Here is a 13,616-nt window from a genome sequence, read left to right on the forward strand (position 1 = left end):
TCGGACACACCGCCCGCACCGCGTCCCGCCCGGCCCCGCCCGGGAACACCGACAGGCGCCGCGCCAGCGCCCGCTCGTCCTCCGTCAGGAGCTCCCAGCTCCACTCGACCACCGCCCGCAGCGTGCGCTGGTGAGCGGGCCCTGCCCTGTTGCCCGAGGCGAGCAGCCGGAAGCGGTCATCCAGCCGCCGCGCGATCTCCTCCACGCTCATGGTACGCAGCCGGGCGGCGGCCAGCTCCAGCGCCAGCGGCAGCCCGTCCAGCCGCCCGCAGATCTCCACCACGGGACCGGCAGTGACCTCATCCAGCACGAAACCGGGCCGCACACCGGCCGCCCTGTCCAGGAACAGCCGCACCGATGCCGCCCCGGCGGCCTCCTCCGTCGTGGCGGGGACCTCCAACGGCCCGAGCTGACACAGCGCCTCACCGACGATCGCCAGCGACTCCCTGCTGGTGGCGAGAATCGTCACGTAGGGCAGCCGGTCGAGCAACCGGGCGGCCAGTTCCGCGACGTCCGCCACCAGCCGCTCGCAATTGTCGAGCACCAGCACCGCCTCCCCACCCGCGAGCAGACCGGCCACCGCGTCAAGGGGTTCCTGCGGGTCGGTGCGCAGCGGCTGCACCGAGCGCGGGCCCGAGGCGCTCAGCGCGCCGAGCACGGCGTCCAGCAACCCGGCGGACGTCTCCACCCCGGCCAGGGGGACGAACCACACCCGTCCGCTGCGGCAGGTGCGGTGCCGGGTCAACGCGTGCACGGCCAGCCGGGTCTTGCCGACTCCGCCCGGGCCGACGACGGTGACCAGCCGGGAGGTCTCCATCAGCTCCAGGACCAGCCTGAGCTCCTCCTGCCTGCCGACGAAGCCGGTCAGCCACCGAGGCAACCGGGATCCGGCGTGGACGGGCGGACCGTCGAGCTCGCCCCGGAGCACCGCCAGCTGCGTCTCCCGCAGTTCCCGGGAGGGATCGACGCCGAGTTGCCCGGCCAGCTCGGCGCGCGTCTCCTCGTACACGGTCAGCGCGTCGGACTGCCGCCCTGCCGCGTAGAGGGCGCGCATGCGCACAACGGTGAGCCGTTCCCGCAAGGGATGCCGCCTGCCGGCCGCCTCCAGGTCGGCCAGCACCTCATCGTGCCTTCCCAGCCGCACCTCCGCGTCGAACCGGTCCTCGGCCGCCGCCACCCGCAGCTCCTCAAGCCGGGCGGCGGCGTCGTCGGCGAAGGGCACATCGCTCAGATCGGCCAGCGCGGCGCCGCCTCGCCACAGCCCGAGGGCCTCGCCGAGCGTGACGGAGGCCGCCTGCGGCCTGTCGGCGGCCAGCTCCTTTCCTCCGCGCGCCGCCAGCTCCTCGAACCTGTGCGCGTCCACGTCCTGCGCGCCGGCCACGAGCCGGTAGCCGCCCGGCCGCGACTGCACGCCGCCGGTCCCGCGCAGGGCCTTGCGCAGCCGGGACACCAACGCCTGCAGCGCGTTGGCGGCGTCCGCCGGCGGGCCGTCGCCCCATATCGCGCCGATCAGCGTCTCGGCGGGCACCACGTGTCCCGGCTGCAGTGCGAGCCGGGCCAGCACCATGCGCACGCGAGGGCCTCCGACCTCAACGGGTGTTCCGTCATCGGTGAAGACCCGGATCCGCCCCAGCAACTCGATCCGCACCACTCCACCTTCTCAGAGGAAGAACGCCTCCCGGCCGCCTGGGGCGGTATGACGGCGCGCCCACCGGCCCAGGACACCTCTCACACGCGCAGGACGGTGACCTGGCGGCCGGACGGGGTGGTCGCCTGCTCGAAACTCCCTCGTTCCTTCCACGGCGGAGCTTCGGGGCGGCGGTCGAAGATGACCAGGACGCCGGTGGTGAGGGTGAGGCGGTCGAGGTAGCGGTCGAGCTGGGCGAGACCCTCGGGCAGGGGGTCGTCCTTGCCGGGTCGCCAGACCTTGAGCTCCATGGCTTCGCGCTGCGTCAGCCGTTCGCCGTCGGGGCCGGTGTGGGGCCAGCGGATCAGGACGTCGAGGCGTTTGGTGCCGGCGGCGTATTCGCGGTCGAGGTGGCCGCCGCCGTTGACCAGGCGGTGCAGGAAGGCCATGAGGATGATCTGGCAGGCGGCTTCGTGGTAGCCCTCCTGCTGGATGAGGACCTCGCCGTGCTCGCGCCAGAACACGACGAACTCCTGCAGCAGGCGGGGCAGGTCGAAGCGGCCGTCGGGGAGCACGAAGGTGTGCGGGTCGGCGTGGATGTTCTGCTCGGTCAGATCGCCCAGCACGCGCAGGATGACCTCGCGGTAGATGGGGTTGGCCACCTGAGGCGGAGGCTTCTGCGTGATCAGGCCCAGATCGCGGGCGTAGGACAGGTCGTCGATGATATGGCGGTCGGTGTAGGGGGCGCCGGCCACGATCGGTTCCAGCACCCGCTTGACCCGGGGCTCGTGCAGCCGGGCGGCCAGGGCGTCCAGGTGGGTGGCGCGCGCCCGGATCAGTCGCTCCTTGGCGTCGTCCACCTGGCAGGTGGTGATGGTGCCGGTCACCTGCATCGTGGAGGTGATCTCGTGGGCGAGGGCGTTGACCAGCCACGGCTGGCCCTGGGTCAGCTCGAAGACCCGGTCGACCGCGTCCTTGGTGAACTGCTGCCCCGTCTTCTGGGTGTGCTGGTCGTACAGTTCGGCGATCTGGTCGGCGGTGAAGTCGCCCAGGCGCAACGAGTCGGCGATGATGTTGAACGGGCTGGCCAAGCTGAATCGTGTGGGGTCGCCGCCGGAGGCGACTTTGTAGTCGCGCAGGTCGCGCAGCCCGCACAGCACCATCGACGCGGGGAACGGATAGCCCTTCGATCGTTTGTTGTGGCCGTCGCGGAGCTGGCTGAGGATGCTGACCAGGCTGTTGCCCTGCAGCGCGTCGATCTCGTCGAGAAAGAGCACCACCCGGCGTGGGCTGCGGCGGCACCACGCGCTCAGCGCCGCACCGAACCGGCTGCCCGGCGTGACCTGCGGCCAGGCACCCGGTGGCAGCAGCTTCTTCGGCCAGCCCGACAGGTCGGCGGCCTCGCGGAGGGAATCCAGCAGCAGCGACTCGGCGGCGCCGTAGTCGTCGCCGGCCGCCTTGGCGCGCTCACAGGAGAACGCGAGGGCGGCGGTGTCGCCATCGGCGGTCAGGTCGGAGGCCAGAGTGTCCAGAATGGTGGTTTTCCCGGTCTGCCGGGGGGCGTGCAGGACGAAGTAGCGGTCCATCTCGATGAGGGTCCGCGCTTCGGGAAGCCGTGGTGCGGGAGGCAGCATGTAGTGGAGCCGCGGATCGCAGGGGCCGGTGGTGTTGAAGTACTTCGCCTTGGGTGATGACACGATCACATGCTGTCAGCATGGTGAGCTGAGGGCCTGAGGATTTCAGGCGGATGGCTGCTGTTCTTGAGATACCTGCTCGCCTACCCCGAACCCTGACGCGGCAGGGCCAGGAGGACGAGCGCGTCGGCCAGGAGGAGGGTCTGCCGCTCGCAGCTCGCCTCGTCCGACGTCTCCGCCAGTTCGAGGACCAGGCCGTCCATCCGGTGGATGAGGAACCGGGCCAGCTCGGGCACCGGCACGGCCGTGCGCAGGCCGTCCCGCTCCGCCGCGGCGGCAAGGGCGGAGGCGATGAGGTCGCCGCCGAACGGGGCGTTGACCTCGGCCCAGACGTCCCGGCCGGGCAAGACCGCCTCCTTGTTGCGGATGGCCCACATGAGCAGCTCCATCAGTGAGAGATGCAGCCCGTGGTGGTCGCGGATCCACCGCCAGTACGTCGCCACGACCTCGCGCACGGTCGCCTCGAACCCGGCCTCCCGGTCGAGCCCCTCGAAGGCGGACAGCATCGTGGCGTGGCCACGCCCGAGGATGAGCAGGTTGAGCTCGTCCTTGTTGCGGAAGCAGTAGTGCAGGGTGCCGAGCGGTACCCCCGCCTGATCCGCGATGCGGCGGGTGGTCGCGCCGGCCAGGCCCTCGGTGGCGATCACGCGGACGGCGGCGTCGACGATGACGCGCCGGCGTTCGTCGGCGGACAGGTACGTCATCGCGGCGCCCCGCCGGACGCGGCCCGGATGGTGGTCGTGGCGCCCGGCTCGCCCACGCCTGGCTCGCCCGCGGTCGCGCAGGTCGTCATGGAGCCTCGATGAAGGCGCGCAGGAGCGAGAAGAACCGTTCGCCCTCCGTGTCGGCGATGAAGTGGCCCGATTCCTCGAAGATCTCCAGCCGTGCCCCCGCGGGCAGGCCGGTCATGATCTCCCGCGCCGAGGCGAGCGGCGTGATCGGGTCGCGCGCCCCCGCCGCCACCAGCACCGGGCAGCGGACGTCGCGGAGCTCGCCTCGCAGGTCGAAACGCTCCCGCGACATGAACCTCATCGTCAGCTCCGGGTTGGGGATCATCCGCGTCATCGCCTGGATGTCCTCGGGGGAGGGGAAAGCCGGATCCGGGCTGTAGGAGGGCGCGCACAGCCGCCCGAACTCCCCGAACGTCTCCGGTGTGCCCTCCGTGAGGAATGCCTTGGCCGCCAGCGCCGCCGCCTCGCCCGCCTCGGCGCGGAAGCCTTCGACGACCTGGTCGACGTCCATGCGGGCCATCGTGCTCTGCAGGATCAGCTTCGCGGGGTGATCGGGGTGCCTGGCGGCGTAGTGCATGGCGACGATGCCGCCGAACGACCAGCCGAGCACGATCGGCTTGGTGATGCCGAGAGCGTCGCACAGGGCGGGGATGTCGTCGGCCCACTGGTCGAGGTGCCAGGTGGAAGGGTCGGAGTCCTGGCTGCGGCCGTTGCCACGCTGGTCGACGTAGACCAACTGAACGAGGTCGGCCAGCCGCGCGTACGCCGGTTTGAAGATCGAGTGGTCGTGGCCCGGGCCGCCGTGCAGCAGGAGGAGCGTGGGCTTGTCGCGCATCGTGTCACCGTCGGGCACGAGGGCGGGGCCTTCGACGTCCACGAACAACGACGTGCCGTTCACCGTGACGCGCATAGGGGCTTCCTCTCCGCAAATGTTGGTCTCGTGACCAAGTCATGTGACCAACATAGCGGGTCCGGGAGGGATATGTGGTCATGAAGGTGGAAGGGCTGCGCGTGCTGCGGGCCATGGCCGGCGTCACCACGCCCGAGGTGCCCGCGGTCGGTGCATGCGACCGTCGGCGGACGGACTGCGACCTGAGGTGTACGCCGCCGGCGTGCCTGAGTCCGACTTCGGGTTGTCGTGCGTGAGGAGCGTCGTCCCTAACGTCGGAGATCGACGAAAGGAAACACCTCACGATGAACGCGCTACGTCAGAGCAGGTGGCCGATCCTGCTGCTCATGGTGCTTTCGCCGCTGCTGGCGGAGGTTTTCAGCGGATCCATGCCGGCCACCGACTTTTTCCAGCCGGGTATGTTCTTCCCCTTCACGATCTTCGTGTACGGCCTGCCGATCCTGGTGCTGCGCGAGGTGGCCACGCGCGCGAAGACGGGACCGATCGGCCTGTGGTGCTTAGGCATGATCTACGGCCTGTACAACGAGGGTCTCATCTCGGAAACGCTGTTCCACCCCCTCGACCCGGCGAACGACGCGTACGGCACCTTGGGCGTTGTGGCCGGCCTGCGGATCCCCTGGGCGCTGTACATCCTGCCCTGGCACGGCCTGTTCTCGCTCCTCACCCCGGTGCTCCTGACGCACCTGCTGTTCCCCCGGCAGGCGGACAGTCCGTGGCTGCCGAAACGGGCCACCTGGATGCTGGCGATCGTCACCGGCGGGCTGGCGATCGCACGTTTCGTGTTCTGGGGCGAGAACCGAGGAGTTCAGGACGGCGCCACCTTCCTCCTGCACCTGGCGGCCGTGCTCGGTGCCGCGCTGGTGGCCTATGTGGTCGCGATGCGCCTTCCCCGGGTCCCGCGGGTCCAGGCGGGCGCGGATCGTCCAGGGGCGCGATGGCTGCCGTTCGCGTCGGGAGCCGGGCTCTACGCCATCTGGTTCGTGGGAACCGAGATGCTGGTCTCCGTCGTGAAGGCTCCGTGGCCGGTCGTTGTGCTCTACACCTCGGTGGCGGTGGTGGCGGGCCTCTGGGCGGTGGCCCGCATCGCCGCGACGACCCGGGCCGCCGCGGCGGTGTTCGTCCTCGGCGCGGGAACGACGCAGGCGGCCGTCATCGTCCTGCTGATCGGCCTGCTTGCCGGCGACGCCTTCAGGGCCCTGTCCGGGGTTGTGTTCGTCGCCGCCTATCTCGGCACCCTGGCCCTCGTTATCCGGCGGCAGGGGCGAGCGGGGCAGTCGGACGGCACAGTCTCCCCGAGGGATCAGCCGCGCAGGTAGCTGAGGACCGCCAGGACCCTTCGGTGACTGATCTCGTCGGCGGGCAGGTCCAGCTTGGTGAAGATGTTGCCGATGTGCTTGGAGACGGTCACCTCGGAGATGACGAGCTCCCTGCCGATGGCGGCGTTGGACCGGCCCTCCGCCATCAGGGCCAGCACCTCGAGCTCGCGGGTGCTGAGCCGCAGCAGCGGGTCGTCCCGGCGCGTGAGCAGCCGCCGCACCACGTCCGGGTCGATCACCGTTGCGCCGCCACCCACCTCCCGCATGGTCGCCACGAACTGGGCGCCGTCGGCCACCCGGTCCTTGAGCAGGTAGCCGGTGCCGGCATCGCCGCTGCGCAGCAGCTCGGAGAGCGCGGCGCTGTCGACGTACTGGCTGAGGACCAGCACCGGCAGCGAGGGGCGATCGCGGCGCAGCGCGATCGCGGCCCGCAGGCCGTCGTCGGTGTGGTCGGGCGGCATGCGCACGTCGGTGACGACGATGTCAGGCCGAAAGACCGCGGCCGCGGTGCGGAGCTCACCCGCGGTGGCCGCGGTGGCCACCACCTGATGGTCGAAGTAGGTGATGAGATTGACCAGGCTCTCTCGTAGCAGGCCGGAGTCCTCGGCCAGCACGACTCTCATGCCGTCGCCGTCTGCGGCAGGCAGGGGATCTCCGCGCGCACGATGGTCGGCCCGCCGCCGGGGCTGGTGAACTTCACCTGGCCGCCCACCGCGGCCACCCGGTCTGCCATGCCCTGCACGCCTCCGTCCGCCCGCGAGTCGAGGCCGCCCCTGCCACTGTCGCCCACCTCCAAGATCAGCATGTCATGGACGATCCAGCCACTGACCCAGCAGTCGCTGGCTTCGGCGTGTTTGGCGACGTTCGCCAGAGCCTCGCTCACCATGAAGTACGCGGTACTCTCCACGCTTGGCACGAGCCTGCCCGGTACGTTGATCTTCACCCGGATCCTCATGGGATGGGCTCTTGCCAGCTCGGAGACGGCTTCGGGGAGGCCGCGCTCGGTCAGCACACGCGGATGGATGCCGCGGACGAGCTCGCGCAGCTCTTCCAGCGTCGTGATGGTCTCTCGATGGGCGCGGGTCAGCAGGCTGCGCAGCTCGGGCTCTTCCACGTTCATCCGCGCCATGTCCAACATCACGCCGAGCGCGACGAGCCGCTGCTGGGTGCCGTCGTGCAGGTCACGCTCGATGCGTCGCCGTTCTGCGTCGAAGGCGTCGAGCAGCCGCCCGCTGGAGCCGACCGTCTCCATGTCGGGGACCTCGTACGGGGGAGCCGCGAGCAGCGCCTGGACGATCAGGACGCGCATGCTTGCGACCGCGACGGCCAGATAGGCCGCGGCGACCAGTCCGAGCCCTGCGAATCCCGCCACCAGGAGCGAGTCCGCCAGCGTCGCGAGGTGGGAGCCGAGGACGTCCACCGGGCCGGACACCAGGTAGACGACCGGCGCGGCGAGACAGACGAGACAGACGAGCGGGACGGCCGCGACGACGTAGTCGAGCAACCACAGTCCAGTGATCAGCGCCATGGTGTAACCGAGCTCGCGCCAGGAGACGCTCTCGCGGAGCCTGGTGCCTGTCCAGGCCACGGGCCCGGTTCCGCGCAGGATCCTGTGCGGGCTGGGGTGCGCCGGCAAGCCGAGCAACCGCAGCCGCCGGCGTTCGATGGCGCCGACCGGGATCCCCGCCAGCCCGGCCGCCGTCAATGGCACGAACCCGATGACAAAAGGCGCCAGTGTCACACCCACCAGGACGAAGATCAGCACGATCGCCATGGTGCCGCCGCCGAGCAGGGCACCGGTCGCCGCGTACGCCCAGGCGCGCAAGGGTGCGGAGGAGATCAGGAGTCTGGACGGACGAGACCTCAGCGCCTCTCGCGGGTGCATGCTCTCCACACCGCCGGAGCCTAGAACCTTTTCCCGCCGGTGCCATGACAGCCACCTATACCGCGAAATGTCATACCTACCGTGATTCGCCCACCCGCCGGTCACCTGTGTGCTGGAGACATCGTCGTCTAGCGCAATGGAGGACACCTCGTGAAGCCGGTTCGCTCCACACCAAGGCGATCGGTCACCTGGCCGATGAAGCCCCCCGCACGCAGGGTGTGGCTGGTGCTGCACGTGAGCCTCTCGGTGGGCTGGCTCGGCGGCAGCTACGCCATGCTCGTCATGGGCGTCGTGGCGCTGAGCAGTACGGGGAAGCCACTGCGGCCCGCTACCTACGAGCTCCTGCACATCAGCGACACGGCGATCATGATCCCCGGGAGCTTGGGGGCCCTGGTCACTGGGCTGGTGCTGGCGCTGTACACCAAGTGGCGCGTTCTGCACCACTGGTGGGTCGTCACCAAGCTGGTGCTCACCGTCTTCGCGATGATCTTCGGATACGCGTACACCGCCCAAGGGGTGAAGGCCGCGCTCGCGGCGACCCTGGCCGACCCGGGGGCCGACATCGGCTCTTTGGAGCCCGGCTTGCTCGCGGGGTCGGTCGTGATGCTGGTCGTCCTGTTCCTCGCCACGGTGCTGTCCATCGTGAAGCCGTGGGGACGCACCGGATGGGGTCGAGGCTCCAGAAGCCGATCCCGAGCTGTGGTGCGCTGACACGCCGCCCCCGATCCGGTGCTGATCGCTCCAGCCGATGGTGGCCGGCCAGCGCACGAACAACCACCCCCGCCGTCGCCGAATGACGGCCGTCACGCACAGTCGTGCGAGCGCGGTCACTATCGCCGCCGCGAGCACGACCACCGGCGCCTGGTTGCCGCGCTCACCTGTCCTGGCCTGGCCGCACGATGCCCGTCTCGTAGGCGTAGACGACGAGCTGCACCCGGTCACGCAGTTGCAGTTTGGTGAGGATTCTGCCGACATGAGTTTTCACCGTCGCCTCCGAGACGGTCAGCGTCTCGGCGATCTCACCGTTGGAGTGACCGCGGACCACCTCGGCCAGCACCTCACGTTCGCGATCGGTGAGCTGATCCAGACGCTGGTCGGCAGGCGAGCAGCCGGTCGCCGAGTCGGGCAGGTGCTGGGCGAAGGCGTCGATCAGCCGGCGAGTCACCTGCGGTGCGACCACCGCGTCGCCGGAGGCCACGGCCCGGATACCGGTGAGCAGATCAGGCGGCGGCACCTCCTTGAGCAGGAAGCCGCTCGCTCCCGCGCGCAACCCGGAGAAGACGTACTCGTCCAGGTTGAACGTGGTCAGCAGCAGGACGCGCGCCGGAGACCCGGAGCCGACGATCCGCCGGGTCGCCTCGATGCCGTCCATCACCGGCATCCGGACGTCCATCAGCACCACGTCGGGTCTCAATGCGCGGGTCATCGCGACACCCTGCCCGCCGTCGCCGGCCTCCCCGACGACTTCGAGGTCGGGCTGGGTCTCGAACACCATCCGGAAGCCGAGACGCAACATGGGCTGGTCATCCACCAGCAGCAGCCGGATCTTCACGCGCTTCCGTCACCGAACCGGAGGCGAGTGTGCACCCGCCAGCCTCGATCGGGCAGCGGACCCGCCTCGATGCGACCGCCGTATGCCGCCGCCCGCTCGGCCATACCGGCCAGCCCGTGACCGCCAGGCCACGGCCCCGCGCCGGCCAGGACGGAAGCGCCTCGGCCGTCGTCAGTGATCTCGAGGTCGGCTCCGTAGCTCGTGTAGCTCAGCCGGATCCGGGCGGCGGCATCCGGGCCGGCATGCTTGATCGTGTTGGTCAGAGCCTCCTGCACGATGCGGTAGATGGCCAGCCCGGGGCCCGGCCCCCAGCCGTCCGGCACGCCTTCACGGACCAGGGTGACCCGCACGCCCGCCTCCCTCACCTGGTCGAGGAGCAGATCGAGATCGTTCACGCCGGGCTGCGGGGCCAGCTTGACCATCTCGCCGGCGGTGTCCGGCCCGCCGTCGCGCAGCAGACCCAGCAGCCGGCGCATGTCCGCGAGCGCCTCCCTGCCCGCAGCCGACACCTTCCCCATCGTGTCGGCGGCCCGCTCGGGAGCGGCCGTAGCGGTGAACGCGGCCCCGTCGGACAGCGCCACCATGACCGCCAGGTTGTGGGTCACGATGTCGTGCACCTCCCGGGCGATCCGGGCCCGCTCGGCCGCTACCGCGAGATGCGCCTGCTGGTCACGCTCGCGTTCCACCCGCTCGGCCCGCTCCTTCAGCCCTGCGAGATAGGCCAGTCTGGTCTGGAGCGTCACCCCGAGCAGAACGGCCGCCGTCACGACCGAGGTGAGAGTCACCACATCGTCCCACCGCAGCCCGGCCACCAGCGTGCCGTAGAGAAAGGCCGTTCCGAGCGCCACCACCGGCGGCAGCACCCGCCGCCACGGGCGGTGCCGGCCGACCGTGTACGCCGCCACCGCGATGGCGGTCACCGGGTGGACCTCCTGGACCCCGGCCACGTAGGACGCCAGGCTGAGGCCGACCGTCACGTACAGGACGAGGACCGGAGCCGTCCGCCGCCAGACCAGCGGAAGGCAGACCGCGCACAGCCATCCCCACCCGGCCACCCCCGCGTGACCGTCGGCCAGCACGGGGACGTTGGCCAGCACCACCAGTCCAGCCCATGCGGCGTCCACCACTCGCGGGTGCTCTCGGGCGCGGGCAACGATACGTCTGACCACGCGAGCGACGCTACAGACCGCCGCCGACCGCCGCACCCACCGCAGGTCCCATCCTCGCCCCCGCTCCGTACGACTCAAGTCGTACGGGGGCGGACCGGAGCGCGCTCACGCCGCTACACCAGCAGGCCGGACGGCAGCCGGGTGCCGCAGACCTCTGCGCCCCAGGTCATCGCGTCCATGCTCGACCTGCTCGATGTCACCCCCGGTCAGCGTGTGCTGGAGATCGGCACCTCGTCGTGACCCGGTCAACGTGACAGGTCTGGCCAAGATACAACCACCTGCTCGCCACCCGCCCCGACGAACTGGCCACCGCTGCTCGGGGTGAACCCGTCTGGCGGATCGGCTGCGTCACACCGGCCGGAGCCGCTCTGATCACGGCAGACGATGCCAGCACACGGTTCACGCCGGGGACGAGGACGCGCTGCGCGTCCTGACCGGCTGGGCCGAGACCTGGCGGGACCAGGGCCGTCCCGGCATCGACCGCACACGGCCCATACTGCAACGTAACGACGACGGCTGGCTGGGAAGGATCTCCTCGTGATCGCTCGTTTCACTCTTTTGTGAAGTGTCCTGTTCGCCCTATTCGCGGCTGCCTCGGCGGCAGCGTTCCTGCCCGTGCAGCGGGAGGGTGGCCGCGAGCAGCGCCCACCTGCACGGCCGGCGGTGTCGCGCGCTCACCGGCCTGTCGTAACACCATCAGTACGCCGAAACATTTCGAAATTAAAATTTCATGAGAATGGCGAGAAAAAGGCCAGGTCGCATGCTTGCCCCGTGGATTGATAAAACTTCGGCCCTTGAATTCTCAACGAACGGGATGACAATGGTCCCTGGAAGATGTCAGGTTCCCTCGCCTTAAGTTTCCGGAGGTTCTGTGAAATCAATCCGACGTGCCGTCAGGATGCTGCTCGGCGTCACCGCCGGCGTGGCGCTGACGCTGTCCGGCACCTTACCGGCCTCGGCCGTCACGGCCGGGGCCACGTGGGAGCTGCGCGACATCGGGCAGCGCATGTGCGCGCCCGGCGGCCATCCCAGTACGTACTTCGTCGCGTACGTCTACGGAAAGTGGAAAGACAAGATAACCCTAGGCATCCGGAACCTGCCGCCCGGATCGTACAGCAACGGCGGCGCCGTCTGGCCCGGAGAGAATTACGGCAACACCATCCTCGGATTCGTCCACGTATCCATCGCACCGGCCCCGCCCGCCGTCTACGTCGCCGAACTCTGGGCCTCGGACGGAACCGTGGAGCAGACCAACCCCATCCGCATCAACATGCGGGAGGATTGCTGGTCACAGGGGAACCCGGATATCTGGCCCTGACGCTCGTCCATGTACATCAGCAGGTTGTCCCGAGCCACGACGAGCAGCGTCAGCAGGTAGAAGACGGTGAGGACGCCGACGATCAGCGCACGGGCGACTGCGACGGCGGTGGCGGTGGCGGTGGCGGTGGCGGTGGCGAGGATCAGGCCGAGCAGCGGCGGGTACCACGGTGGCGACAGCGGGCCCATGGTGAACGGCGTCGTGACGTATCCCCCGACGGGTCGGGAAACTGCTGCTCGTCGTACTCGGTCACCGGATTTGGCAGCGATCGCTTCGGGCGCCACGTGTTCGCCGGCCTCGACGGGAGCGGCGCGAAGTCGTCCGTTCACGTCGCGGACCGCCAAGAAACCGGCGATGACCACGACGAGCCCGAACGGCAGTGGAAAGCATGTCAGCTTGCCCATGACCGTTCGACGATCGCACGTGGTGATCGGTTCGCGTCGAGCGCGGCGCTCCGCACAGGGCGAGCCCACGCCTGCGCTCGACGTAGCCGGTGGACCTCTATGGTGGCGGCATGGACACGGCGAAGCCCGGCTTCGACACCTGGCGGCCGGGACGGACGGTGGCGATCATGCCGACGGTCGTCGCGGCCCTGGCGACCGTATGGGCGACGAGCGTTCCAGGTGCCGACCCGATGTGGTTGGCGTTGACGGTCAATGTCTGGGTCTTCATCGCTCTCATATGGGTGCTCACGTTGGCCCGCATGCTGTTCAGGGATGAATCTTCAACGCGGTTGCGTCGTGAATGGCCGGTGTGGTCACTGCCGCCCCTGATCGTTCTGCTGGTTTGCGGCCTGGTATACGTGGGCGCGCCCCTGAAGGCGCGCTTCGCGCTGTCGCGACCTGCCCTCGACGGGCGCTCCCAAGCCTTCTCGCATGGTGCGCCGCTGCCCGCGGACGAATGGATAGGGCTGTTCCCGGTCGAACGGGCCGTGAGGATCCCTGGCGGAGTGCGTTTCGCCATCGACGGCACCGGGTTTTTCGGTACTGCCGGATTCGCCTGGAGCCCTGAGGGCGAGCCGCCCGACCCTGAGGGCGAGGATCTCTACGAACACTGGCAGGGCCCGTGGTATCTGTGGAGTGAGTCCGACTAGGGAGTTTCCCATCGGTCGGTGATCGCAGGCCCGCCGGGGTCACCCTCTCGCCGGCCGCGGCCCTTCGGGGTGTGTGGGCCGATCCGGGCGGCCAGCAGCCCGATCAGCCGATCCCTCCGGATCGGGCTTCGGGTACGTCACCTCGTCGCCGCAGACCACGGTGTCGATCCGGGCGGTGTCCCGGAGATTCCGGCCGACGACCCGATGGCGCGTCCGGGGCGACACGGTGCCGCCGAGCTTCCCGGCGAGTTCGGCGAGACTGACGTCCGAGAGGGGCTCACTGTCGAACAGCGTGCCGTCCATGTCGAACAGCACCGCTGC

The 13,616-nt window shown here is 69.8% G+C and carries 14 protein-coding genes; 4 read left to right on the forward strand and 10 right to left on the reverse strand.

Annotated features, from left to right (window positions below):
* From E1267_RS22485 to E1267_RS22500, 4 genes are all read right to left on the reverse strand, one after another.
* On the reverse strand, positions 1-1,648 hold a 1,648-nt coding region (locus E1267_RS22485; protein ID WP_132334603.1), incomplete at its 3' end, for an AfsR/SARP family transcriptional regulator.
* A gap of 80 nt (positions 1,649-1,728) precedes the next feature.
* Complete coding sequence (locus E1267_RS22490; protein ID WP_220449615.1) at positions 1,729-3,324, reverse strand: ATP-binding protein; 1,596 nt, start codon at positions 3,322-3,324, stop codon at positions 1,729-1,731.
* Positions 3,325-3,404: 80 nt separating this feature from the next.
* On the reverse strand, positions 3,405-4,025 hold the full coding sequence (locus E1267_RS22495) for a TetR/AcrR family transcriptional regulator (protein WP_132334605.1): 621 nt from the start codon (positions 4,023-4,025) through the stop codon (positions 3,405-3,407).
* 85 nt (positions 4,026-4,110) lie between these two features.
* Positions 4,111-4,962 carry an alpha/beta fold hydrolase gene (locus E1267_RS22500; protein WP_132334607.1) on the reverse strand — a complete coding sequence of 284 codons (852 nt, stop codon included), beginning with the start codon at positions 4,960-4,962 and terminating at the stop codon, positions 4,111-4,113.
* 284 nt (positions 4,963-5,246) lie between these two features.
* Here E1267_RS22500 and E1267_RS22505 point away from each other — a divergent pair, with 284 nt between their 5' ends.
* Positions 5,247-6,278, forward strand: a complete 1,032-nt coding sequence (locus tag E1267_RS22505; RefSeq protein WP_132334609.1) for a hypothetical protein — start codon at positions 5,247-5,249, stop codon at positions 6,276-6,278.
* Here E1267_RS22505 and E1267_RS22510 read toward each other — a convergent pair.
* Positions 6,263-6,901 carry a response regulator transcription factor gene (locus E1267_RS22510; RefSeq protein ID WP_132334611.1) on the reverse strand — a complete coding sequence of 213 codons (639 nt, stop codon included), beginning with the start codon at positions 6,899-6,901 and terminating at the stop codon, positions 6,263-6,265. The genes E1267_RS22505 and E1267_RS22510 overlap by 16 nt on opposite strands.
* The gene (locus tag E1267_RS44505; protein ID WP_165959734.1) at positions 6,898-8,103 is read right to left on the reverse strand and encodes a sensor histidine kinase; all 1,206 of its coding nucleotides are present in this window, start codon (positions 8,101-8,103) and stop codon (positions 6,898-6,900) included. The genes E1267_RS22510 and E1267_RS44505 overlap by 4 nt, the downstream gene beginning before the upstream one ends.
* Before the next feature lie 255 nt (positions 8,104-8,358).
* Between E1267_RS44505 and E1267_RS44510 the strand changes: the two genes are divergently transcribed.
* Positions 8,359-8,874, forward strand: coding sequence for a hypothetical protein (locus E1267_RS44510; protein WP_165959735.1), 516 nt, complete (start codon positions 8,359-8,361; stop codon positions 8,872-8,874).
* A gap of 163 nt (positions 8,875-9,037) precedes the next feature.
* On the opposite strand, the gene E1267_RS22520 is transcribed toward E1267_RS44510, so the two are convergent.
* Together E1267_RS22520 and E1267_RS22525 are read right to left on the reverse strand one after the other, a co-directional pair.
* The gene (locus tag E1267_RS22520; RefSeq protein WP_132334615.1) at positions 9,038-9,715 is read right to left on the reverse strand and encodes a response regulator; all 678 of its coding nucleotides are present in this window, start codon (positions 9,713-9,715) and stop codon (positions 9,038-9,040) included.
* On the reverse strand, positions 9,712-10,884 hold the full coding sequence (locus tag E1267_RS22525; protein ID WP_132334617.1) for a sensor histidine kinase: 1,173 nt from the start codon (positions 10,882-10,884) through the stop codon (positions 9,712-9,714). Before E1267_RS22525 ends, E1267_RS22520 begins: the two co-directional genes overlap by 4 nt.
* 898 nt (positions 10,885-11,782) lie before the next feature.
* Between E1267_RS22525 and E1267_RS22535 the strand changes: the two genes are divergently transcribed.
* Positions 11,783-12,202 (forward strand): DUF5980 family protein, encoded by a 420-nt coding sequence (locus E1267_RS22535; RefSeq protein ID WP_132334619.1) that lies wholly within the window; start codon positions 11,783-11,785, stop codon positions 12,200-12,202.
* Here E1267_RS22535 and E1267_RS22540 read toward each other — a convergent pair.
* Complete coding sequence (locus E1267_RS22540) at positions 12,091-12,606, reverse strand: hypothetical protein (RefSeq protein ID WP_132334621.1); 516 nt, start codon at positions 12,604-12,606, stop codon at positions 12,091-12,093. The two genes, E1267_RS22535 and E1267_RS22540, sit on opposite strands and share 112 nt — an antisense overlap.
* 110 nt (positions 12,607-12,716) lie before the next feature.
* Between E1267_RS22540 and E1267_RS22545 the strand changes: the two genes are divergently transcribed.
* On the forward strand, positions 12,717-13,295 hold the full coding sequence (locus E1267_RS22545) for a hypothetical protein (protein ID WP_132334623.1): 579 nt from the start codon (positions 12,717-12,719) through the stop codon (positions 13,293-13,295).
* Between the two features lie 39 nt (positions 13,296-13,334).
* Here E1267_RS22545 and E1267_RS22550 read toward each other — a convergent pair whose 3' ends face one another.
* Positions 13,335-13,610 carry an HAD family hydrolase gene (locus tag E1267_RS22550; RefSeq protein ID WP_132334625.1) on the reverse strand — a complete coding sequence of 92 codons (276 nt, stop codon included), beginning with the start codon at positions 13,608-13,610 and terminating at the stop codon, positions 13,335-13,337.
* Between the last annotated feature and the right edge of the window lie 6 nt (positions 13,611-13,616).

Source organism: Nonomuraea longispora (genome assembly GCF_004348345.1).
Taxonomy (GTDB): Bacteria; Actinomycetota; Actinomycetes; order Streptosporangiales; family Streptosporangiaceae; genus Nonomuraea; species Nonomuraea longispora.